At 66.0% G+C, this 23,370-nt stretch carries 18 protein-coding genes; 13 read left to right on the top strand and 5 right to left on the bottom strand.

Annotated features, from left to right (window positions below; genetic code table 11):
• Entirely contained in the window at nucleotides 1–768 is a 768-nt protein-coding gene (locus ACOCMH_RS26595; RefSeq protein WP_427310110.1) for an SIR2 family NAD-dependent protein deacylase, read from the top strand.
• 40 nt (nucleotides 769–808) lie between these two features.
• Here the strand turns inward: ACOCMH_RS26595 and tal are convergent, their stop codons facing one another.
• Nucleotides 809–1,765: a transaldolase gene (tal, locus tag ACOCMH_RS26590; protein ID WP_427310108.1), complete on the bottom strand. Its 957-nt coding sequence runs from the start codon at nucleotides 1,763–1,765 to the stop codon at nucleotides 809–811.
• A gap of 1,295 nt (nucleotides 1,766–3,060) precedes the next feature.
• Here tal and ltrA point away from each other — a divergent pair.
• A complete protein-coding gene (ltrA, locus tag ACOCMH_RS26585) occupies nucleotides 3,061–4,761 on the top strand; it encodes a group II intron reverse transcriptase/maturase (RefSeq protein ID WP_427310106.1) in 1,701 nt (566 codons plus the stop codon).
• A gap of 121 nt (nucleotides 4,762–4,882) precedes the next feature.
• Nucleotides 4,883–5,569, top strand: a complete 687-nt coding sequence (rpiA, locus tag ACOCMH_RS26580; protein WP_427310105.1) for a ribose-5-phosphate isomerase RpiA — start codon at nucleotides 4,883–4,885, stop codon at nucleotides 5,567–5,569.
• A gap of 67 nt (nucleotides 5,570–5,636) precedes the next feature.
• On the opposite strand, the gene ACOCMH_RS26575 is transcribed toward rpiA, so the two are convergent.
• Both ACOCMH_RS26575 and argA read right to left on the bottom strand, forming a co-directional pair.
• Nucleotides 5,637–5,909 carry an oxidative damage protection protein gene (locus tag ACOCMH_RS26575; protein WP_116337272.1) on the bottom strand — a complete coding sequence of 91 codons (273 nt, stop codon included), beginning with the start codon at nucleotides 5,907–5,909 and terminating at the stop codon, nucleotides 5,637–5,639.
• 98 nt (nucleotides 5,910–6,007) lie between these two features.
• Nucleotides 6,008–7,477, bottom strand: a complete 1,470-nt coding sequence (gene argA / locus ACOCMH_RS26570) for an amino-acid N-acetyltransferase (protein ID WP_427310103.1) — start codon at nucleotides 7,475–7,477, stop codon at nucleotides 6,008–6,010.
• Nucleotides 7,478–7,500: 23 nt separating this feature from the next.
• Between argA and hrpA the strand changes: the two genes are divergently transcribed.
• From hrpA to ACOCMH_RS26540, 6 genes are all read left to right on the top strand, one after another.
• On the top strand, nucleotides 7,501–11,544 hold the full coding sequence (hrpA, locus tag ACOCMH_RS26565; protein WP_427310101.1) for an ATP-dependent RNA helicase HrpA: 4,044 nt from the start codon (nucleotides 7,501–7,503) through the stop codon (nucleotides 11,542–11,544).
• Between the two features lie 153 nt (nucleotides 11,545–11,697).
• Nucleotides 11,698–12,684 carry a cytochrome D1 domain-containing protein gene (locus ACOCMH_RS26560; RefSeq protein ID WP_427310099.1) on the top strand — a complete coding sequence of 329 codons (987 nt, stop codon included), beginning with the start codon at nucleotides 11,698–11,700 and terminating at the stop codon, nucleotides 12,682–12,684.
• A gap of 27 nt (nucleotides 12,685–12,711) precedes the next feature.
• On the top strand, nucleotides 12,712–13,566 hold the full coding sequence (locus ACOCMH_RS26555; protein ID WP_427310097.1) for a polysaccharide deacetylase family protein: 855 nt from the start codon (nucleotides 12,712–12,714) through the stop codon (nucleotides 13,564–13,566).
• On the top strand, nucleotides 13,566–14,540 hold the full coding sequence (locus ACOCMH_RS26550; RefSeq protein WP_427310095.1) for a sterol desaturase family protein: 975 nt from the start codon (nucleotides 13,566–13,568) through the stop codon (nucleotides 14,538–14,540). The genes ACOCMH_RS26555 and ACOCMH_RS26550 overlap by 1 nt, the downstream gene beginning before the upstream one ends.
• A gap of 143 nt (nucleotides 14,541–14,683) precedes the next feature.
• The gene (locus ACOCMH_RS26545) at nucleotides 14,684–15,571 is read left to right on the top strand and encodes an EI24 domain-containing protein (RefSeq protein ID WP_427310093.1); all 888 of its coding nucleotides are present in this window, start codon (nucleotides 14,684–14,686) and stop codon (nucleotides 15,569–15,571) included.
• A 12-nt stretch (nucleotides 15,572–15,583) separates the two neighbouring features.
• Nucleotides 15,584–16,408, top strand: coding sequence for a competence/damage-inducible protein A (locus ACOCMH_RS26540; RefSeq protein WP_427310092.1), 825 nt, complete (start codon nucleotides 15,584–15,586; stop codon nucleotides 16,406–16,408).
• A gap of 67 nt (nucleotides 16,409–16,475) precedes the next feature.
• On the opposite strand, the gene ACOCMH_RS26535 is transcribed toward ACOCMH_RS26540, so the two are convergent.
• Complete coding sequence (locus tag ACOCMH_RS26535; RefSeq protein WP_171516929.1) at nucleotides 16,476–16,940, bottom strand: rhodanese-like domain-containing protein; 465 nt, start codon at nucleotides 16,938–16,940, stop codon at nucleotides 16,476–16,478.
• A gap of 482 nt (nucleotides 16,941–17,422) precedes the next feature.
• Between ACOCMH_RS26535 and ACOCMH_RS26530 the strand changes: the two genes are divergently transcribed.
• From ACOCMH_RS26530 to ntrC, 4 genes are all read left to right on the top strand, one after another.
• Nucleotides 17,423–18,838: a 3-hydroxylaminophenol mutase gene (locus tag ACOCMH_RS26530; RefSeq protein ID WP_427310090.1), complete on the top strand. Its 1,416-nt coding sequence runs from the start codon at nucleotides 17,423–17,425 to the stop codon at nucleotides 18,836–18,838.
• Between the two features lie 151 nt (nucleotides 18,839–18,989).
• Nucleotides 18,990–19,562: a DUF4124 domain-containing protein gene (locus tag ACOCMH_RS26525; RefSeq protein ID WP_427310088.1), complete on the top strand. Its 573-nt coding sequence runs from the start codon at nucleotides 18,990–18,992 to the stop codon at nucleotides 19,560–19,562.
• A 4-nt stretch (nucleotides 19,563–19,566) separates the two neighbouring features.
• Nucleotides 19,567–20,745: a nitrogen regulation protein NR(II) gene (gene glnL, locus ACOCMH_RS26520; protein WP_427310086.1), complete on the top strand. Its 1,179-nt coding sequence runs from the start codon at nucleotides 19,567–19,569 to the stop codon at nucleotides 20,743–20,745.
• Between the two features lie 85 nt (nucleotides 20,746–20,830).
• Complete coding sequence (gene ntrC, locus ACOCMH_RS26515; RefSeq protein ID WP_427310084.1) at nucleotides 20,831–22,384, top strand: nitrogen regulation protein NR(I); 1,554 nt, start codon at nucleotides 20,831–20,833, stop codon at nucleotides 22,382–22,384.
• 73 nt (nucleotides 22,385–22,457) lie between these two features.
• Here the strand turns inward: ntrC and ACOCMH_RS26510 are convergent, their stop codons facing one another.
• Nucleotides 22,458–23,249 carry an HAD-IIB family hydrolase gene (locus ACOCMH_RS26510; protein WP_427310082.1) on the bottom strand — a complete coding sequence of 264 codons (792 nt, stop codon included), beginning with the start codon at nucleotides 23,247–23,249 and terminating at the stop codon, nucleotides 22,458–22,460.
• Nucleotides 23,250–23,370: the final 121 nt, after the last annotated feature.

Raw genomic sequence — 23,370 nt, 5'->3', positions numbered from 1 at the left:
ATGGCCGACGATTCCCTTCTGCAGGCACTCCCGGGGCTAGAGGAAGCGCGTCGGCTGATCGACGGCGCCAGCAACATCTTCGTGCTGACCGGGGCCGGTATTTCCGCCGAATCCGGAGTGCCGACCTTCCGCGACGCCATGACCGGGCTGTGGGAACAGTTTGATCCGGAAGAGCTGGCCAGCGAGGCGGCCTATCGCCGCCAGCCCGCGCTGGTGTGGCAGTGGTACCTGCACCGGCGCGAGCTGGTTGCGGCGGTGAAGCCGAACCCGGCGCACCATGCGCTGGTGGCGCTGGCCGCGCGGAAACCGGTCACGCTGGTGACGCAGAACGTCGATGGCCTGCACCAGCGCGCCGGCAGCGCCGGCGTGATCGAACTGCACGGCAACCTGTTCGCCAACAAGTGGCTGGACGGATGCGGCCGCTGCAGCGAGGCGACCGCGCTGCCCGGCATGCCGCCGCGCTGCAACCTGTGCGGCGCGATGATGCGGCCTGGCGTGGTGTGGTTCGGCGAAGACCTGCCGCGGGTGGCGCGCTACCGCGCCGAGCATGCCGCGCAGACCTGCGACTTGTGCCTGGTGGTCGGGACCTCGGGGCTGGTGTACCCGGCGGCGGGGCTGCCGGGGCTGGCGCGCGAGCATGGCGCGCCGGTGATCGTGGTCAATCCGCAGCCGTCGGCGCTGGACCAGACCGCGGATATCGTGCTGTCGGCCGCGGCGGGCGCCTGCCTGCCGCACCTATGGCCGCAGCCGGCGCCAGCGGCCGGCTGAAGCGCAGGTCCGGGCGTGGCGACGCCCGTGCGTGCCGCGCTTATTGCGCAATCTCGGCGATCAGCTTTTCCAGCTTGACCGCATCCGCGGCAAACAGGCGGATGCCTTCGGCCAGCTTTTCCGTCGCCATCGCGTCTTCGTTCAACTGCCAGCGGAACGACGGCTCGTCCGCGGTGACGCGGGCGATATTGGCGGCCTGGGCCTGGTCCACCGACAGCTTGTGCACCACCGGGCCCTGGGCGCCGGCCAGCTGTTCCAGCAGTTCCGGGCTGATGGTCAGCAGGTCGCATCCAGCCAGCGACAGGATCTGCGCGGTGCTGCGGAAGCTGGCGCCCATCACCTCGGTGGGATAGCCGAACTTCTTGTAATAGTCGTAGATCTGGCGCACCGAACGCACGCCGGGATCGTTGTCGCCGCCGTTGGCGGTCGCGTCCCATTGTTCGCCCGCCTGTTTCTTGTACCAGTCGAAGATGCGGCCGACGAACGGCGAGATCAGCTGCGCGCCGGCTTCGGCGCAGGCCACTGCCTGCACCAGCGAGAACAGCAGCGTCATGTTGCAGCGGATGCCGTCGCGCTGCAGGATCTCGGCGGCGCGGATGCCTTCCCAGGTGGAGGCGATCTTGATCAGCACGCGCTCGCGCGCGATGCCGCGCTGCTCGTACAGCTGGATCAGGTGGCGCGCCTTGTTGACGGTGGCGGTGGTGTCGAACGACAGGCGCGCATCGACCTCGGTCGAAACGCGGCCCGGCACGATCGCGAGGATCTCGAGGCCAAAGGCGATCAGCACTTCGTCCATCACCGCGTCGACGCCGCCGTTGCCGTGGTGGTCCTGCACCGCGCGCTCCAGCAGGTGGCGGTATTCGGGTTTCTGCACCGCCTTCAGGATCAGCGACGGGTTGGTGGTCGCGTCCTGCGGCGTGTACTGCTTCATCAGCTGGAAGTCGCCGGTATCGGCCACCACCGTGGTGAACTGCCTGAGTTGTTCGAGCTGGTTCATGGTCGCTAGGTCGTCTGCTTGTGCGTCTGCAAAAATCGATTGCCGGCTTCGGGGGGAGCGCACGGCACCCGGTCTGGCCCATTGTACCGTCGCGGCCGTCGCCGGCGTGACCCGCCGCCGCAATCCGCTACACTACGCGTTTCCGTGCGACACGCACTCTCGTGTCCGGGTAGCTCCAACGTAAGGAGCATCGACCTTTGTTGGGACAAGGATAGGGCCTCGGCCCGATCCGTCCAATCCCAACCATTACTTGCTTCGACAAGCCTGGCCGGTAAAGCCGGGGGAGTCCGATATGTTGTGCGAAGGCCGGTGTACTGGCTGACGCACAGCTTGCTTTTGCTGGATGGATTTCCAGCCATTGCCCAAGGGCGGGGACGCTCGCCTTTGGGCGAGTTCTCTGTAAACGCCCCTCCACGGAGGGTGCGGGCGGGTGTGCAACGGCAATTTTGTTGCGTAAACGCCACATAGCTTTAAACTGGTCCGGATTGGATCGGCGCTACGCCATTGGGACGGTGGTTGGCGCTCGCAAGAGCTCGGCCGTCGTCAAGTGCTCGCTCGTATTCGGGCACATGAGTAAGGAAGTGAGGTCCCGGAGCCGAAGGCTCCATGCGTTATTGTTCGGTCGAGTACGCCCGTGCGGGTGCCTCGATAGAGAACCTGCCATGCGACTGGTAGTAGCCTAGGGAGACATGCGTCACTGGTAACGGTGAGGTGTGAAGCTCTTCTGACAATGTAGCCCCCGCAAGGGTGCTCAGGGGCCGTGAGGTCCGTGGGTAGCAGACCGAAGTAGCATCGGTCGAGGAGCTAGGCTGACTGGTAAGGGCAACATATGTGAACTGCTGATAAACGTCGTGAGTAGTACGGTGCTTACGCTACTAAGTGGCACTAACCAAAATGGTATGTGGTCGGTTATCCCGCTGGAAACTCGGGATACGTCGTCAGTAGACCATCGGCGAAGAGGCAGGTCCTAACCCAGTCTTGTAACGCGTGGGGAACGTGGTAAGCCCGTATGGCTGCCGGAGTGCTGTACGACTCAGGCAGGCGAACCGTAAGGAACGCTGTCGGCTGTGCGGGTATGGGAGGTTGGAAAAAGCGAATGCCGGGCTGTAATGGCTCGGATAGGGGTTGAAACATCATCCCACGCGAAAGCGGGCAGACTTCCAACTGGTCTTCTCGTCGCAAGACGGCTGACTAAACTCGCTTGTTTAATTTTTCTTCCCTTGAGGGACAACCTGTCCCTCAAGGGGCATGTTGTCTCTCGATGTTGGGGAAGATCCTCAAGATAGGAGGGCAGCATGGAAGCATTGATCCGCAAGGATGAATCTGCGCCTTCCGGCGTACCGCAAAGATGGGGCGACATTGATTGGCGCCGCGTCGACCGGAACGTTCGGGTAATGCAGATTCGAATTGCGAAGGCAACACAGGAAGGGGATTGGCGCAGGGTAAAAGCCTTGCAAAGGTCCCTGACCCGCTCGTGGTCCGCCAAGGCATCGGCGGTGCGGCGAGTGGCGATGAACCAAGGTGCGCGGACGGCGGGAGTCGATCGCGTAAAGTGGGAAACGTCTGAAGCCCGGTGGGAAGCCATCGGGAGGTTGAAGCGCCGGGGGTACAGGCCACGGCCTTTACGGAGGGTCTACATCCCCAAGTCGAATGGGAAGAAGCGCCCTCTGGGCATTCCGACCCTGCACGACCGAGCCATGCAGGCGCTGTATCTGCTGGCGCTGGAACCGGTGTCCGAAGGGACGAGCGATCCAAACTCTTACGGGTTTCGGATCAATCGCTCGACTCACGATGCCATGTCTCAGCTATTCGTATCCCTATCCCAGAAGGCTTCGGCCCAATGGGTGCTGGAAGCGGATATCAAGGGGTGCTTCGACCATATCAGTCACGACTGGCTGGAACGCAATGTCCCGATGGACAAAGCAATCCTTCGGAAGTGGTTGAAGGCTGGCGTGGTATTTCAGGGCCAGTTTCAGGCGACCGACGCTGGAACACCGCAGGGAGGAATCATCTCCCCGACTCTGGCAAACGTGGCACTGAATGGATTGGAACGACAACTGGAGGAGTTCTTCCGAACTAAGCTGGGCGTCGCCAAAACAAAGAAGCTCAAAGTAAATGTTGTGCGCTATGCGGACGACTTCGTGATCACCGGTAATACGCCGGAGGTGTTAGAAAACGAAGTGAAGCCGTGGGTAGAACGGTTCCTTGCAGTACGGGGGCTGACGCTATCGACGGAGAAAACGCGGATCGTCAATATCGCTGACGGCTTTGACTTTCTGGGGTGGAATTTCCGGAAGTATTCGGGAAAGCTGCTCATCAAGCCAGGCAAGAAGAACGTGAAAGCGTTCTACAGCAAGGTGAAGGAGGTCATCAGTGCAAACAAGACGGTCAAGCAGGAGAAATTGATTCGACTGCTGAACCCGATGCTATGGGGCTGGGCGCAGTATCACTGCCCGGTGGTAGCGAAGGCGGCGTTCACCCGAATGGAAAACCTGATTTTTAGGGCTCTATGGAGGTGGGCAAAACGGCGACATCGAGGGAAGAACTCCGAATGGGTGCGAAAGAAGTATTACGCCTCAGTTGGGGATCGGAACTGGGTGTTCGGAACCACTGCTGTGAACAAGGCAGGTGAACGCTACTGGATGGAGTTGTATTCGATTCCGAGTACGCTCATCCGGCGGCACAAGAAGGTGCGGGCGGACTACCATCCCTTCGACCCGGCGCAGGAGATGTATGGTGAGAAATTGCGACAGGAACGCATGGCAGATCGCATGTCGTACCGTAAGCAATGGGCAAAGCTGTACGTTTCTCAGCGGGGCTTGTGCGCGGTGTGTCAAGGCGCGTTGAACGACGAGACTGGATGGGATGACCATCACATCGAACCCCGGATTCTTGGGGGTTCAGATGCTCTAGGAAATCGCGTATTGCTGCACCCCGATTGCCATGTCCAAGTTCATCACTACGGTAAAATTGCTGTGAAACCGGTGTTTGAATAAGTTCAATCACTTTGTAAAGGCTTGAGCCGTATGCGGGGAAACTCGCACGTACGGTTCTTAGGGGGGAGGAGTCCAGTGATGGACTTCTCCTACCCTCCCCCAACGCAATCTGGCTGTTGTCATGACTCAGGATGAACTCAAGGCGCTGGTCGCGCAAGCCGCCGCCGACTACGTGAAGCAGGAAGTGCCCGAAGGTGCCGTGCTCGGCGTAGGCACCGGCTCCACCGCCAATCTTTTCATCGACGCCGTGGCGGCGTTCAAGGAGCGCTTCGCGGGTGCGGTGTCGAGCTCCGAGGCTTCCACGCGGCGCCTGCAGCAGCACGGCTTCAAGGTGCTGGACCTGAACGAGGTTGACGAGATCCCGGTCTATGTCGACGGCGCCGACGAGATCGACGCCAGCGGCGCCATGATCAAGGGCGGCGGCGGGGCGCTCACGCGCGAGAAGATCGTCGCTTCGGTGGCCAGGCGCTTCGTCTGCATCGCCGACGGCAGCAAGCTGGTCCAGACCATGGGCAACTTCCCGCTGCCGGTCGAGGTGGTGCCGATGGCACGTGCCGCGGTGGCGCGCAAGCTGCAGGCGCTCGGCGGCCAGCCGCGCCTGCGCATGACCAAGGAAGGCGGCATCTACAAGACCGACAACGGCAATGTGATCCTCGACGTGGCCGGGCTGAAGATCGACGATCCGCGCGGCCTGGAGCAGACCGTCAACCAGGTGCCCGGCGTGGTCACGGTGGGGCTGTTCGCGCTGCGTGGCGCCGACGTGCTGCTGCTCGGCACCGGCGACGGCGTGCAGCGCACGGACTACTGAGCCGACGCCCGCTGCCAAACAAAATGGGGTGCCTCAGGCACCCCTTTTTTTTGCTGGCCGGCGCGGATCAGGCCTGCGGCGGCACGTAGCCCTGGGCCTGGTCGGCGCCTTCGCCGAAGAAGTACTTCTCGGTCTGCTTGAGCAGGTACTGGCGCGCGCGCGCATCGGCCATGTTCAGGCGGTTCTCGTTGATCAGCATGGTCTGGTGCTTGAGCCAGCCGGCCCAGGCTTCCTTCGACACGTTCTGCCAGATCTTCTTGCCCAGTTCGCCGGGCAGCGGCGGGAAGTCGAGGCCTTCGGCTTCCTTGTTCAGCTTGATGCAATGGACCGTGCGGGCCATGGGGACTCCTTGGAATGTTCGTGAGAGCTTCGGCGCTGGCGCTATTGTAGCCAAGCGGGGCAGCCGGCCGCGGCACAGCGGCGATTGCCCCTACGGCTTCACAGTTTTTTCATCAGCACCATCGACTTGCGCTGCCAGTTGTAGAGCTTGCGCTTGTCCTCGGGCAGGTCGTCGACGGTGGCGTGGACGAAACCGCGCTTGAGGAACCAGTGCTCGGTGCGGGTCGTCAGCACGAACAGGCGCTCCAGGCCCAGCGCGCGGGCGCGGCGCTCGATGCGCTTGAGCAGGCGCTCGCCGTCGCCGGTGCCCTGGGCTTCCTGCGATACCGTCAGGCAGGCCATCTCGCCCATGTTCTCGCGCGGGTAGTCGTACAGCGCGGCGCAGCCGAACAGTACGCCGTCGTGCTCGATCACCGAGAAGTTGGCGATATCGCGCTCGATCAGGTGGCGTCCGCGCGGCACCAGCGTGCCGTCCTGCTCCAGCGGCGCGATCAGCTGCACGATGCCACCGACGTCGTCCAGCGTGGCCTCGCGCAGGCTTTCCAGGTCGGTGTCGGACAGCATGGTGCCGACGCCGTCGTGCAGGAACAGTTCAAGCAGCACGGCGCCGTCGAGCGAGTAGGGGATCAGGTGCGCACGCGGCACGCCGCCCTTGAGCGCCTTGACCAGGTGCTGCAGGTAGTTGGCCACGTCCGGCGGCAGGTGGTTGTTCTGCAGCCGCTCCACCGCGGTGCGCAACGACATTTCCTGCATCATCTTGCCGACCGGATCGGGCACGCCCGGCACCTCGGTGATGAAGATCAGCTTGTCGGCCTTGAGCGCGGTGGCGGTGGCGCTGGCCACGTCTTCCATCGACAGGTTGAAGGCCTGGCCGGTGGGCGAGAAGCCCAGCGGCGACAGCAGCACCACCTTGCCGTGCGACAGCGACATGCGCACGGATTCGGCGTCGATCTTGCGCACCAGCCCGGTGTGCTGGTAGTCGGTGCCGTTGACGATGCCGACCGGGCGCGCGGTGACGAAGTTGCCGGAGATCACCGACAGCTGGGCGCCGGCCATCGGCGTGTTGGGCAGGCCCTGGCTGAATGCGGCCTCGATGTCCAGGCGCAGCTCGCCGGCGGCTTCCTTGGCGCATTCGAGCGCGGCGTTGTCGGTCACGCGCACGCCCTCGACAAATTGCGATTCGACATGGCGCAGCGCCAGCTGCTCTTCCACCTGCGGGCGCGAGCCGTGCACCAGCACGATCTGCATGCCCATCGCGTGCAGCAGCGCGACGTCGTTGACCAGCGCATTGAGCACGCCCGACTTGACCAGCTCGCCGGCGAAGGCGATCACGAAGGTCTTGCCGCGGAAGGCATGGATATACGGCGCCACCATGCGCAGCCAGTCGACGAACTGCTGGTGGTCAGGGCCGCTTCGATCCGCATCGGCGGTGACCGGTACGGGAGAGGCCGGGGCGGGGGCGGGGAGTTCGGCCGCGGCGGGCGGCTCGGCCTGCGCCGGTGCGGCGGCGGCCGAGGATGCGGACGGGGAGGCAGGCGCCGTCTGCGGCGCGTCGGTTCTGGCGTTCATCCCGCGGATTATAATCCCGGCCAATGTCAGAACAACGCCCCGTCAAGCCCAAACCACCGGTTGCGCCGCGCCAGCGCGCCGGTGCCGGTCAGCCCGCTGCCCCCGTCCAATCCCGCCCGGCCTCCGGCCCGGCCCGGCAGCAGGCCGGCCCCGCCCGGCCTGCCGGTGCGCGGCCGCCCGGCGACGGCGGGCCGCGCCAGCCGCGCGGCGCGCGACCGCCGCGTCCGGTCAACCCGCTGCCGCCGATCACCTTCCCCGAGGCCCTGCCGGTATCGGCTCGCCGCGACGAGATTGCCGCGGCGCTGCTGGCCAACCAGGTGGTGATCGTTTCCGGCGAGACCGGTTCCGGCAAGACCACGCAGCTGCCCAAGATCTGCCTGTCGATCGGGCGCGGCCCCGGCCGCGAGGGCGGGGGGCTGATCGGCCACACCCAGCCGCGCCGCATCGCCGCCACCTCGACCGCCAAGCGCATCGCACAGGAACTCGGCACGCCGCTGGGCGAGCACGTCGGCTACCAGGTGCGCTTCAACGACACCATGTCGTCGGGGGCGTCGGTCAAGCTGATGACCGACGGCATCCTGCTGGCCGAGACCCAGAACGACCCGCTGCTGCGCGCCTACGACACGCTGATCATCGACGAGGCGCACGAACGCAGCCTGAACATCGACTTCCTGATCGGCTACCTGCGCCAGATCCTGCCGAAGCGGCCGGACCTGAAGGTGATCATCACCTCGGCCACCATCGATGCGCAGCGCTTTGCCCAGCATTTCGCCTCGGGCGACAAGCCAGCGCCGGTGATCGAGGTCAGCGGCCGCTTGTACCCGGTGGAAGTGCGTTACCGTCCGGTCACCGAGGACGTGCCTGCGGGCGCGCCGCGCAGCCCGCAGGCACGCGAGCGCGACCTGTATGACGGCATTGTCGAGGCGGTCGACGAGCTGTGCCGCGTCGGCCCGGGCGATGTGCTGGTGTTCCTGCCCGGCGAGCGCGAGATCCGCGAGGCCGCCGAGGCGCTGCGCAAGCACCACCCGCCGCATACCGAGATCTTGCCGCTGTTCGCGCGGCTGTCGGTGCAGGAGCAGGAGCGGGTGTTCAAGCCGTCGAACGCGCGCCGCATCGTGCTGGCGACCAATGTCGCCGAAACCTCGCTGACGGTGCCGGGCATCCGCTACGTGGTCGATACCGGGCTGGCGCGCGTCAAGCGCTACTCGTACCGCAACAAGGTCGAGCAGCTGCAGGTCGAGGCGATCTCGCAGGCCGCCGCCAACCAGCGCGCCGGCCGCTGCGGCCGGGTGGCCAACGGCGTCTGCATCCGGCTGTACGAGGAGTCCGATTTCACCGGCCGGCCGCGCTTTACCGACCCCGAGATCCTGCGCTCGTCGCTGGCCGCGGTGATCCTGCGCATGAAGGCGCTGCGGCTAACCGATATCGAGGCGTTTCCGTTCATCGAGCCGCCGCTGGGCCGCGCGGTGGCCGACGGCTACCAGCTGCTGCAAGAGCTTGGCGCCGTCGACGACGCCAACCAGCTGACGGCCACCGGCCGCCAGCTGGCCAAGCTGCCGCTCGATCCGCGCGTGGCGCGCATGATCCTGGCCGCGCGCGAGCACCAGTGCCTGCGCGAGGTGCTGATCATCGCCAGCGCGCTGTCGGTGCAGGACCCGCGCGACCGCCCGCAGGAGGCGCAGGAAGCCGCCGACCAGGCCCATCGCAAGTTCATGGACGAGAAGTCCGAGTTCCTGGGTTGGGTCAGGCTGTGGAAGTGGTTCGAGGACGCGGTCGCGCACAAGAAGTCCAACCGCCAGCTGCAGGACCAGTGCCGTGCGCACTTCCTGTCGCACCTGCGGCTGCGCGAGTGGCGCGACGTGCATTCCCAGCTGCTGACCACGGTGACCGAACAGGGCTGGCGCCTGAACGAGAGCGAACCGACTTACGAGCAGGTGCACAAGGCGCTGCTGACCGGCCTGCTCGGCAATGTCGGCTGCCGCATCGAGGACGGCGACGGCAAGGGCCGCGAGTACCTGGGCGCGCGCGGCATCAAGTTCCACCTGTGGCCGGGTTCGCTGATCGCGCGCAAGGTCGGGCGCTGGATCGTCGCGGCCGAGCTGGTCGAGACCAGCCGGCTGTTCGCGCGCACGCTGGCGCGCATCGAGCCGGAATGGCTGGAGCAGGTGGGCCGCCACCTGCTCAAGGTCAGCTGGAGCGATCCGCACTGGGAAAAGAAGGCCGGGCAGGTCCTGGCGCTGGAGCGCGCCACGCTGTACGGGCTGGTGGTCTACCAGCACCGCCGCGTGCACTACGGGCCGATGAACCCGCGCGAGGCGCGCGAGCTCTTTATCCGCCGCGCGTTGGTCGAGGGCGAGTTCGATACGCGGCTGCCGTTCTACGCGCACAACCAGCGCCTGGTGCGCGAGATCGAGAACCTCGAGCACAAGTCGCGGCGCCAGGACGTGCTGGTCGACGACGAGCTGATCTACGCGTTCTACGACCGCGCGATTCCGGCCGACATCTGCAAGCAGGCTGCGTTCGAGCAGTGGTACCAGGCCGAGAGCGCGAACGACCGCAAGCTGCTGTACCTGAACCGCGACGAACTGATGCGGCATGAGGCGGCGGGCATCACCACCGACCTGTTCCCTAAGACCATGACCGTGGCCGGCGTGGACATGGGGTTGAGCTACCACTTCGAACCCGGCAGCCATCGCGACGGCGTGACACTGACCGTGCCGCTGTACGCGCTCAACCAGGTGCGCCCGGAGCGGGCGGACTGGCTGGTGCCCGGCATGATCAAGGAAAAGGTGCACCTGCTGCTCAAGTCGCTGCCGCAGAAGCTGCGCCGCCACTGCGTGCCGCTGCCCGAGTATGCCGCGGGCTTTGTCGCGCGCCAGCCGTTTGGCGAGGGCGAACTGCTGGACGTGCTGATCGCCGATATCCGCGAACAGACCGGCACCATGGTCCGGCGCGCGGACTTCAAGCTGGAAACGCTGCCGGCGCACCACGCCATGAACTTCAAGGTGGTCGACGAGCACGGGCGCCAGCTCGACATGGGCCGCAACCTGGCCCAGCTGCGCGCCGAGCTGGGCGGGCAGGCGCAGCAGTCGTTCCAGCGGGTGGCCGCGCAAGCCGCGGCACAGGCCGCCACCCGGGCGCCGGACCAGGCGCCGGACCAGGCGCGACAGCCGGCGCCGGCGCTGGCCGCGGCGGAGCCCGGCAAGTACGAAGGCCTGACCGGCTGGAGCTTCGGCGAGCTGCCGGAACTGCTCGAGATCCGCAAGGGCAGCCAGACGCTGTTCGGCTACCCGGCGCTGGTCGACCGCGGCACGCATTGCGACGTCGAAGTCTTCGACGATCCGCAGGAAGCCGCCCGCATCCACCACCTCGGGCTGCGCCGGCTGTTCGCGCTGCAGCTGCGCGAGCAGGTCAAGTTCATCGAAAAGAACATCCCCGGGCTGCAGCAGATGGCGATGCAGTACATGACGCTGGGCACGCAGGAGATGCTGCGCGAGCAGATCGTGATGCTGGCGCTGGAGCGCGCCTGCATGCAGGCGCCGCTGCCGCGCAACGAGGCCGAGTTCAATGCCCGCAAGGACGAAGGCCGTACCCGGCTGTCGCTGCTGGCGCAGGAAATTGCCCGGCTGGTGGGCGCCATCCTTGCCGAATACGCCGGGCTGCCGCGCAAGCTGCTGCAGGCCAAGCCGTTCCCCGCGGCCCATGCGGACATGGAGGCCCAGCTCGGCCGGCTGATGGGCAAGCGCTTTGTCGACGAAACCCCGTACTCGCAGCTGGTCCATTTCCCGCGCTACCTGAAGGGCATCGCCATGCGCGTGGACAAGCTCAAGGGCGATCCGGCCCGCGATAGCCAGCGCCTGCAGGAGATGGTGCCGCTGGTGCAGCAGTGGCAGCGTGCCGAAAAGCAGCTGCGCACCCAGGGCCGCGGTGGCGAGGACGCGCGGCTGGAGGAATTCCGCTGGATGCTGGAAGAACTGCGCATCGCCTTGTTCGCCCAGGAGCTGCGCACGCCGGTGCCGATGTCGGTCAAGCGGCTGCAAAAGGTGTGGGAATCGATGCAGCGCTGAGGTTCGCGCGCGGCTACGGCAGTAAATGGTTGTGCAATGGTCGTACCGGCGCAACGATCTGCTAAATTCTTGTCCGCCGTCAGCTGGGACGTCAGCGGAATTCAACGCCAAAACGTTAGAATCGCCGATTCAGTTCTTCTTGTAGCGGGTCTTATGTTCGCATTGCGGCGGTTGGTGGCTGGTGGGATCACGGTGGGCGCGCTCGCGCTGGGCCTGATGGCGGCCCCGGCTTGGGCGGAAGTGGTGGTGATCCTCAATTCGGGTGATGCCACCGTCACGCTGATCGACAAGGATACGCAGAAGGTGCTGGAAACCTTCCCGATCGGCAAGGAGCCTCACCACCTGATCGCCACGCCGGACGACAAAGCCCTGATCGTCGCCAACGCGGTCGGCAACGACCTCGTGTTCCTGGATCCGGTCACCGGCAAGGTCCAGCAGCGCGTGGCCAATGTCGACGACCCTTATCAAATCGGCTTCTCGCCGGACCAGAAGTGGTTTGTCGCCACCGGCAACCGGCTCGACCGCGTCGACTTGTACCGCTGGGACGGCAAGACACTGAAGCTGGCCAAGCAGTTTGCGCTGGCCAAGACACCCAGCCATATCGCGTTTACCGCCGACAGCCGCATCGCCTTTGTCACGCTGCAGGACTCCAACGAAGTGGCTGCCATCGACCTGGTCACGCAGAACGTGATGTGGCGCATGGAAACCGGTTCGGCGCCGGCGGGGATCTGGGTCACGCCGGATCAGAAATACCTGCTGGTCGGCATGACCGGCGCCGATTACGTGGCCGTGATCGACTGGCGCACGCGCACCGTGGTCAAGCAGATCCAGACCGGCAAGGGCGCGCATAACTTCCGCGCCGTCGGCGACCGGCGCCACCTGTTCCTCAGCAACCGCGTCACCGGCAGCATCAGCATCATCGACCAGCAGACGCTGAGCAAGGTCGGCGACATCACCGGTTTGCCGCCGGGCCCGGATGACATGGAACTGACCGCCGACGGCAAGACCCTGTGGGTGACCTTCCGCTGGGCGCGTTCGGTCGGGCTGGTCGATGTGGCCAGCCGCAAGCTGGTCAAGACCGTGCGGGTCGGGCGCTCGCCGCATGGCATCTATTTCCGCACGCGCGCACCGCTGTACTAAAACGGAAGTCAGGCAGGGCCAGGCACCATGGACCAGATCAAGGCATCGCGGCGCGTACGGCTGGGCCGCTGGCTAGCCGGGCTGGCGCTTGCCTGCAGCCTGCCGGGTGCGCCGCAGGCGGCCGACGCCGCCAGGCCGGGCGCCAGGGCATGCCAGGCCGGCACGCTTTACCTGACCTTCGACACCGGCAGCATGAGCCAGGCACAGCTGATCGCCGATACCCTGCGGCGCCACCAGATCCGCGCCACCTTCTTCCTGGCCAACGAGCCGACGGTGCGCAAGGACAGTTCGCTCGACCCGTCGTGGGCCCCGTACTGGAAGTCGCTGGTGGCCGACGGCCACGCCTTCGGCACCCATACCTTCGATCATGTCTACCTGCGCAGCGTGCGCGCCGGCCAGGTCACCATGCGGCCGCAGTTCGGCGCGCAGGCGGGCAAGGACATGGCCATGGACCAGGCCGGCTTCTGCAAGGAATTGCGGCGCAGCGCCGAGGCCTTGCGCGGCCTGACCGGTGCCGACATGATGCCGCTGTGGCGCGCCCCGGGCGGGCGCACCTCGCCCCAGACGCTGCAATGGGCCGAGCAGTGCGGCTTCCGGCATGTCGGCTGGGCGCCGGCGGGCTTCCTGGGCGATGAGCTGTCTTCGGAGCACTATCCCAATGCCGTGCTGCTGCAACGCGCGCTCGCCAGCCTGCGCGATGGCGACATCGCCATGGCGCACCTCGGGATCTGGTCGCGCCAGGATCCGTGGGCGCCGGCGGTGCTCGAACCGCTGCTCACGGGCCTGGAGCGCAAGGGCTTCTGCTTTGCGACGCTGCGCGAGCACCCCGCCTATCGCGACTGGATCGCGCGGCCGACCGGACCAAAGGAGGGCGGACGCTGATGTGGGAGACGCTGAGCGCCTGGATCGGGCAGATCGAAGGCACGCTGTTCCAGGACATGGTGCTGCCGGTGGTCTATGACCTGGGCTTTGGCCGCTATGCCGAGGAAGCCTTCACCGGCACCGAATGGCTGCTGGTGGGGCTGGTGCAGATCGCCGTGATGGCACTGATCCTGGGGCCGCTGGAGAAGTGGCGCCCGGTCGAAGCCGTGGCCGACCGGGCCGCTGTCCGTACCGATATCCTCTACACGGTGATCCACCGCCTCGGGCTGTTCCGGCTGGCGATGTTCTTCCTGCTGGAACCGCTGACCGACGCCCTGGAAGGGCACCTGCGACTGATGGGCTGGCATCGCGTCAATGTGGAAGACTGGTGGCCGGGCGTGACCTCGGTGCCGCTGGTCAGCTTCTTTGTCTATCTGCTGCTGTTCGACTTGCTCGACTACTGGTACCACCGGCTGTCGCACTCGTTCCGCTGGTGGTGGCACCTGCATGCGGTGCACCACAGCCAGCGCCAGATGACGCTTTGGAGCGACAACCGCAACCACCTGCTCGACGACATGCTGCGCGACCTGGTGTTTGCGCTGGTGGCGCTGGGCGTGGGCGTGGAGCCGTCGCAGTATGTGTTGCTGGTGGCGCTGTCGCAGCTGCTGCAGAGCCTGCAGCATGCCAACCTGCGCCTGCACTTCGGCGCCATCGGCGAACGGCTTCTGATCTCGCCGCGCTTCCACCGCACCCACCACGCGGTGGGCATCGGCCACGAAGCCGAGGGCGCGCCGGCAAAGCTGGGTGGCTGCAACTACGGCGTGATCTTCCCCTGGTGGGACATGCTGTTCGGCACCGCGGTGTTCAGCGAGACCTACCACCCGACCGGCATCCGCGACCAGCTGCCGCCGCCGGCGGGCAAGGGCCACGACTACGGCACGGGCTTCCTGTCCCAGCAGTGGTACGGCATCAAGCGGCTGCTGCGGCTGCGCTGAGCGGAAATCCGAGGCCTTCCTCCATCGCCGGCGGACGCAGGCGCACCGCGCTGGCGGGCGGCGTATGCTAGTGTTCCGGGTTGCCGCCGGCCCGTGACCTCGCTGGCACCGCCCGCTCCCCGCGACCTTCTTGTTTCGACTGCATGAACGATATCTTCCGCTCGTTTGGCCGCGCGTTGGTCAGCCAGCTGCATCCCCGCATGCTGATGCTGACCGTGCTGCCTTTCGTCCTGGCCACGCTGCTGTGGGGCGGGCTGCTCTGGTGGGGCTGGGATCCCATCATGGGCGCCACCCGCGGCTTCCTGGAAACCTCGATCCTGACCAGCTGGATCTACAGCGCGCTCGACTGGTTCGGGCTGCAATCGATGCGTAGCATCGTGGCGCCGCTGTTCGTGGCGGCGCTGGCAATTCCGCTGGTGATCGCCTCGATGCTGATGTTTATCGGCGTGGTCTCCGTGCCGGCGGTGGTGCGTCACCTGGAGCGCAGCTATCCGGACCTGGCCAAGGCCCATGGCGGCAGCGTGCTGGGCAGTGTGTTCCATTCGCTCGGCAGTACCGTGGTGTTCCTGGCGCTGGTGCTGGTGACGCTGCCGCTGTGGCTGATCCCGCCGTTCTTTGCGCTGATCCCGCCGGTGCTGTGGGGCTGGCTGACCTACCGCGTGATGACCTATGACGCGCTTGCCGACCACGCCAGCGCCGAAGAGCGCAAAACCCTGGTGCGGCGCCACCGCACGCCGCTGCTGGTGATCGGCGTGGCAGTGGGGCTGCTGGGCTCGGCGCCGACGCTGCTGTGGGTGTCGTCGGCGGCGGTGATCTTCCTGTTCCCGTTCGTGCTGGCCGGCACGCTCTGGCTGTATGTGCTGATCTTTATTTTCTCGGCGCTGTGGTTCGGCCATTTCTGCCTGCGCGCGCTGGCGCAACTGCGGGCCGAACGCGCCGCCGTGCCGGCCCAGCCGCCGGCCGCTCCGTCGTCGGGCGGCGACGTCATCGACCTGGCGCCGCACGACGTGCGCCGTATCGAAAATTCCTGAAGCGAGGGCAATATGGGTTTCGGCCTGATCGTCATTGGCGACGAGATTCTGTCCGGGCGGCGTGAAGACAAGCACCTGCGCCGCACCATCGAACTGCTGGGCGCACGCGGCCTGGCGCTGGACTGGGCCGAGTACGTCGGCGATGACCGCGCGCGCATCACCGCCACGCTGCGGCGCACGCTGGCCGGCCCGGACGTGGTGTTCTGCACCGGCGGCATCGGCGCCACGCCGGACGACCACACGCGCCAGTGCGCGGCCGCGGCGCTGGGGGTGCCGCTGGTGCTGCATCCAGAGGCGCGCGAACTGATCGCGCTGCGCATCGCCGAGACCGCCGGCGGCGACCCGGTCAAGGGCGACCTGACGCTGCCGGAGAACCAGCACCGCTTTAAGATGGGCGAATTCCCCGAGGGCGCGCGCATCATCCCCAACAGCTACAACCGCATCCCCGGTTTCTCGGTCCGCCACCATCATTTCATGCCGGGCTTCCCGGTGATGGCATGGCCGATGATGGAGTGGGTGCTCGACCACGACTATGCGCACCTGTTCCACCAGGTGCAGCAACAGGAGCGGGCCTTCTACGTGTTCGAGGCGCCCGAGTCGACGCTGACCCCGCTGATGGAGAAGGTCGAGGCGGCGCATCCGGGGATCCGCGTGTTCAGCCTGCCGTCGGTCGGCGACGTGCAGCGCGGCGACCGCTTCGCGCGCCGCCATATCGACCTGGGCGTCAAGGGCCCGGCCGAGCTGCTGGCGCCCGCTTATGCGATGCTGCTCGACGGCGTGCAGGCGATGGGATTTGAAACCGTGGAACAGCCGCCGCGCCAGGCGGCACAGACCTAGGCGTTCCGGCCGGGCCAAAGAGAAGGGGCAGCCTTGGCTGCCCCTTTGCGTTCAGGCCCGCGCGCAGTCAGGCGCCATGCCAGGGCAGGCCGCGCACACACCAGCCCTCGACGGTCTTGCGGTGGTGGTGATCGTCGCGGTTGCCTTCAAAGCCTTCGAGCACGTCCATGGCAAAGTGGTAGCCGGCTTCGGTGGCCACCCGTGCCGCGTGCTTGGAGCGCGCCGCGCTGCGGCACAGGAACAGCACCGGCACGTCGGACGGCACGCGCGCGCGCAACTCTTCGATAAAGCGCGCGTTCTGCGCGCCGCCTGGATAGGACATCCATTCGACATGGGCGAACTGCGCGTCGGGCACGTCGACGCCGCCAACCCAGTCCAGTTCGGCCTGCGTGCGCACGTCCACCAGCACGGCGGAAGGGTCGTTCTGCAGCAGGGCATAGGCTTCCTGCGGTGACAGCGCGCCGAAATACGGCAACTGGTTTTGTTCCTGGCGCAGGCGGGCGGCCTGGAGGAGATCGTCTCGGGTGGTCATCGGCGTGACAAATTGAATGGGTGGAATCGTGGCGCTGGGGCCGTAACCCGTTATTCTATAGCGCCGCGGTTGCGGGGCGGTGGATGCGCAGGCCGGAAGCGCCCGGGAGGTGCCGTCACAGGGCGAGTACGACCGTTTTTGGTGCGTTCGCACTAAGACGGTGCGGTCGCGTGATTTTTGCACCATGATGGCGTTTCCTGACACAGGCAACCCGGTTTGCAGGTGTAGCTGAAGCGCCACATGTGCGGCCCGCAATCTGGCAGGCGATTTTATTGCCGACCAGGTCGGTGCGCGATTCGCCGAAGTTGCACAATTTTCGGGCTCGCCGCCGCGGCGAGGCGTTCAGTTGGCATGCTTTCTGCTAACATCCGACGTCCTTTCGCGGCGAGGCCAGACAGGCGCGGCAAGATGCAGCGGCGCCGCTGGCGACAGTCCCAAGAATTGGCTTTCACAGACATTTGCCGAATACCCAGGAGATTGGCATGGCCCACAGCGTTGCAGACGTGATGAAGCTGGTGAAGGAAAACGACGTCAAGTTCGTCGATTTCCGTTTCACCGATACCAAAGGCAAGGAGCAACACGTGTCCGTGCCCGTGTCGCATTTCGATGAAGACAAGTTCGAAAGCGGCCACGCCTTCGACGGTTCGTCGATCGCCGGCTGGAAGGGTATCGAAGCTTCGGACATGCTGCTGATGCCGGATCCGAATACCGCAAACGTCGATCCGTTCTACGAAGAACCCACGCTGGTGCTGACGTGCGACGTCGTCGAGCCGTCGGACGGCAAGGGCTATGACCGCGACCCGCGCTCGATCGCCAAGCGCGCCGAAGCCTACCTGAAGAGCACCGGCCTGGGCGACACCGCCTACTTCGGCCCGGAGCCCGAATTCTTCATCTTCGACGGCGTGACGTGGAACGTCGACATGCAAGGCTGCTTCGTCAAGATCCATTCCGAAGAAGCCCCGTGGTCGTCGGGCAAGGAGTTCGAGCACGGCAACGCCGGCCACCGTCCGGGCAAGAAGGGCGGCTACTTCCCGGTCGCCCCGATCGACACCTTCCAGGACATGCGTTCGGAAATGTGCCTGATCCTGGAATCGCTGGGCATCCCCGTTGAAGTCCACCACCACGAAGTGGCTGGCCAGGGCCAGAACGAAATCGGCACCAAGTTCAGCACGCTGGTGCAGCGCGCCGACTGGACCCAGCTGCAGAAGTACGTGATCCAGAACGTCGCTCACACCTACGGCAAGACCGCCACCTTCATGCCCAAGCCGGTGGTTGGCGACAACGGTTCGGGCATGCACGTGCACCAGTCCGTGTGGAAGGACGGCCAGAACCTGTTCGCGGGCAACGGCTACGCCGGCCTGTCGGAATTCGCGCTGTACTACATCGGCGGCATCATCAAGCACGCCCGCGCGCTGAACGCCATCACCAACCCGGGCACGAACTCGTACAAGCGCCTGGTGCCGGGCTTCGAGGCTCCGGTCAAGCTGGCTTACTCGGCCCGCAACCGTTCGGCTTCGATCCGTATCCCGTATGTGGCCAACCCGAAGGGCCGCCGCATCGAGACCCGCTTCCCGGATCCGCTGATGAACCCGTACCTGGGCTTCTCGGCGCTGCTGATGGCCGGCCTGGACGGCGTCATGAACAAGATCCACCCGGGCGAAGCCGCGGACAAGAACCTGTACGATCTGCCGCCGGAAGAAGATGCAAAGATCCCGACCGTGTGCTCGAGCCTGGATCAGTCGCTCGAGTACCTGGACAACGACCGCGAGTTCCTGACCCGCGGCGGCGTGTTCTCGAATTCGATGATCGATGCCTACATCGAACTGAAGATGGAAGAAGTCACGCGTTTCCGCATGACCACGCACCCGGTCGAGTTCGAGATGTACTACTCGCTGTAAGCGGCCCGTGCCCGGCCATGGCGCAGGTTGTGACCGGGCAACAGTTGCACCACAAGGGGGCGGCTTCGGCTGTCCCTTTTTGCTTTGCTCGCTAGAATGGGGAATCCGATCCTGTCTCGGTCCTACCCCGTTCTAACCTGACGCCATGCCCATGGATGCCCCTTCCCGCACGGCCCCCCGGACTCACGCCATGCCCCGTTCCGTGCACCAAACTCGACGCCGATTCCCCGTTCTGGTGAGCGCCGCGGCGCTGGCGCTGGGAGCGTGGGCCGCGCCGTCTCCCGCGCAGTCATCGGATGTCTATGTCTGCACCGGGCCCAATGGCGTGCCGGAGTACCGCAACGGCAATGCCGGCAAGGGCTGCAAGAAGCTGAACCTGCCCGAGGTGGTGACGGTGCCGGGCGGGCGCATTGCCGCACCGGCCAAGGGTGCCGGCAGCAGCGCCACCACCACCGGCAGCACCAGTTTCCCGCGCGTGGACAGCGCCACCCAGAGAAGCCGCGACAGCGAGCGCCGCACCGTGCTGGCGCAGGAACTGCAGGCCGAGGAGGCCAAGCTGCAGGGACTGCGCGCCGAATACAACAACGGCCAGCCGGAGCGCCAGGGCAACGAGCGCAACTACCAGAAGTACCTCGACCGCACCGCGGCGCTGCGTGACGACATTGCCCGCAGCGAAGCCAACGCGGCGTCGTTGCGGCGCGAACTGGGCAACCTGAAGGACTAGTCTTATGCGTCGCCTGATTCGCGGAGTGTCACGCAAGGCCGGCAGTGCCGAGGGCGCGCGGATCGAGCCGCCCGAGGCGGAACCGGCACCGCCCGAACCCGCCGCGCGCGTGCTGAGCCTCGGCGCCACGGCGTTCCATGCCGGCCTGGACGTGGTCGCCAACCCGGTGCTGCTGGTGCGCCAGCCGGGGCTGCGCGTGGTCTACGCGAATCCGGCCGCCGAGGCCACCTTCGGCGTGTCGCGCAAGGGCATGGTCGAGCTGACGCTGCCCGACCTGTTCGGCAAATCCGATGAGCTGCACAGCATGCTCGACACGGTGGTCACGCGGCAGTTCGACGTGCGCCGGCAGGACCTGATCCTGCATCCGCCGCTGCAGGATCCCATCCATGTGCACGTGGTAATCGCCGTGCTCGAGGCCGTCAGCGACACCGTGGTGGTCGAGATCCTGCCCAACGAGCAGAAGGTGCGCAGCGACCGCGAAGAGCGCATCCTGGACCTGACCTCGGCCAACAAGGAGCTGATCCGCAACCTGGCCCACGAGATCAAGAACCCGCTGGGCGGCATCCGCGGGGCGGCGCAGTTGCTGGAGTTCGAGCTGCCCGAGCGCTCGCTGCGCGAATACACGCAGGTCATCATCAAGGAGTCGGACCGGCTGCAGACGCTGGTGGACCGGCTGCTGGAGCCGCACCGGCATCCGCATATCGTATCGAGCCTGAATATCCACGAGGTGCTCGAGCGCGTGCGCTCGGTGGTGCTGGCCGAGTTCCCGAACGGGCTGGAGATCGTGCGCGACTACGACGCCAGCCTGCCCGAACTGCAGGGCGACAAGGAGCAGCTGATCCAGGCCGTGCTCAACATCGTCCACAACGCCGCGCACGCGCTTGCCGACCGCATCGCGCGCGGCGATGCGCAGATCGTGCTGCGCACGCGCATCGCGCGGCAGGTCACCATTGCCAAGCGCTTGTTCAAGCTGGCATTGGACTTGCATGTAATCGACAACGGCCCGGGGATTCCCGAAGACATCCGCGAACGCATCTTCTATCCGCTGGTATCGGGCAGGGATGGCGGCAGCGGACTGGGTCTCACACTCGCGCAAACCTTCGTGCAGCAGCACGAGGGCTTGATCGAATGCGAGAGCAGGCCGGGCTGTACCGACTTCCGTATCCTGCTGCCGCTGCACTAGCCTTTGCCGGCGTCCGCAAGCGCGTGCACCGACGTGGCCAGGGCATGCGGAAGACCCACTGACACCGAGCAGACAAGCGACGCACATGAAGCCGATCTGGATAGTCGACGACGATCAATCAATCCGCTGGGTCCTGGAAAAGGCCCTGGCCCGTGAGAGCCTGCTGTCGCGCAGCTTCACCAATGTGCGGGACGCCCTGGCCGCGCTGGAAGATGACCAGCCGCAGGTGCTGATATCGGACATCCGCATGCCCGGCGGATCCGGCCTGGACCTGCTGCAGGCCATCAAGACCCGGCACCCGGGGCTGCCGGTCATCGTGATGACGGCCTATTCCGACCTCGACAGCGCGGTCGCGGCGTTCCAGGGCGGCGCCTTCGAATACCTGGCCAAGCCCTTTGATGTCGACAAGGCGGTCGAGCTGATCCGGCGCGCGCTGGAAGAAAGCCTGCGCGAGGAAGAAATGGACGACCGCCTGGTCGACGCGCCCGAGATCCTGGGCCAGGCGCCGGCGATGCAGGACGTGTTCCGCGCCATCGGCCGCCTGTCGCAATCCAACGTGACGGTGATGATCACCGGCGAATCCGGTACCGGCAAGGAACTGGTTGCGCGCGCACTGCACAAGCACAGCCCGCGCGCCAACGGCCCGTTTATCGCGCTCAATACCGCGGCGATTCCCAAGGACCTGCTGGAGTCCGAGCTGTTCGGCCATGAGCGCGGCGCCTTTACCGGCGCGCAGACCATGCGGCGCGGGCGCTTCGAGCAGGCCGAGGGCGGCACGCTGTTTCTCGATGAAATCGGCGACATGCCGTTCGACCTGCAGACCCGCCTGCTGCGCGTGCTGTCCGACGGCAATTTCTATCGCGTCGGCGGCCACAACCCGTTGCGCGCCAATGTGCGCGTGATCGCCGCCACCCACCAGAACCTGGAGCTGCGCGTCAAGGAAGGGCTGTTCCGCGAGGACTTGTTCCACCGCCTGAACGTGATCCGGCTGCGGCTGCCGCCGCTGCGTGAGCGGCCGGAGGACATCACGCTGCTGGCGCGCCATTTCCTGCAGAAGAGTGCCAAGGAACTCGGCGTCGAGCCCAAGCGCATGTCGGACGAGGCGCTGGCCTATGTCAGCACGCTGCCGTTCCCGGGCAACGTGCGCCAGCTGGAAAACCTGTGCAACTGGCTGACCGTGATGGCGCCGGCGCAGACCATCGAGGTCAAGGACCTGCCGCGCGAGATGCTGGAAGCCGGCACCAGCGCGCCGGTCAACCCACCGCGGCCGGAGCGCGCGCCGGATCTGCGCGCGGCAGAGTATGAAGGCACCCAGGATCTGGCCGACTATGGCGGGCTTGCGGTGCCGGTGGCCGAGGCAGACACGGCCACGGTCGTCCGGGCCGCACCAGCCACGTCGGTGGCGCCGGTGCCGGCCCAGATGTCTGCCGGATGGGAAAGCCTGCTCGCCAGCGAGGCGCGCGCCATGCTTGAATCCGGCCAGCCCGAAGTGATGGACCTGCTGACGCGCCGGTTTGAAAAGGCGGTGCTGGAAGCCGCGCTGGGCGTCACGCGCGGCCGCCGCGTCGAAGCCGCGACCCGGCTCGGGATCGGGCGCAATACCATCACGCGCAAGCTGCAGGAGCTGGGCTTCGACTGAGCCGCCTCAGGGTGCGCAAGGCAAGGAAAAACCGGCCGGGACATCCCCGGCCGGTTTTTTTTGCGAGGCGGATTCAGCCGCGCGCCTCGACCAGCCGCTGCGCCATTTCGGCAAAGCCTTCGCCGCCCGCGGCCGCGGTGATGTAGGCGGGCGGCACCGGCAACTGCGGCAGGATATCGCGCACATTGGCCACGCCCACCGACAGCGGGAAATGCGCAAACATCGAGGCATCGTTGGCCGAGTCCCCGATAAACAGCCATTGGTTGCGCCGCGCGTCCAAGTCCTCGCCCAGCAGTTCAGCCACGCACAGCTTGCTCATCGACAGCTTGTCGTGCCGGCCGAACCAGCCGTTGACATGGATCGAGCTGACGGTGGCGGTCATGCCGGCCTCGCGCATCAGGGCTGCGATCCGGGCCACGGCGTCCTCGGGCAGTGGCGCGACGTCTTCGGCATGGTCGATGGCCAGGTCAGCGGCATGCCAGGCCTGGTCGGACGCCAGCGCGCAGCCGGGCACCTCGCGCACGATGCGCTGGCCCAGTGCGTGGATACGCTCCAGGTTGCGCGCGCGCGTGGCCGCATCGTCCAGGAAGCGGGTTTGCAACCGGCCATGGTGCAAGTGCGAGTAGAACGCACCGTTTTCACCGATGATGGCATCCACCGGCCACAGGCGCGTCAGGATCTCGGCCCAGGCAATGCAGCGCCCGGTGACCGGGATCACATGCAGGCCAGCCCGGCGCAGGCCGTCGAGCGCCAGGTAGGTCGAGGCCGGCAGCCGCCCGTCGGTGGTGAGGGTGCCGTCGATGTCGGTCAGCACGCCGCGCACGCCGCGCAGCGCCGTATTAGAGAGCTTGTTCAGGGATTGCATGGCGGGCCATTGTAACCGTGGATCTGCGCGCAAATTCTGTTATTGCACTGCAATAAGCACGGACCTGGCCATACTGGTGAATCTGCTGATTTGCTAGCGCAGGTGCGACAGGCGTAACATG

Origin of the sequence: Cupriavidus sp. H39, assembly GCF_050271075.1 — a bacterium.
Classification (GTDB): domain Bacteria; phylum Pseudomonadota; class Gammaproteobacteria; order Burkholderiales; family Burkholderiaceae; genus Cupriavidus; species Cupriavidus necator_B.
Note: the sequence above shows the minus strand (reverse complement) of the source record. Positions and strands in the feature narration are given on the sequence as shown.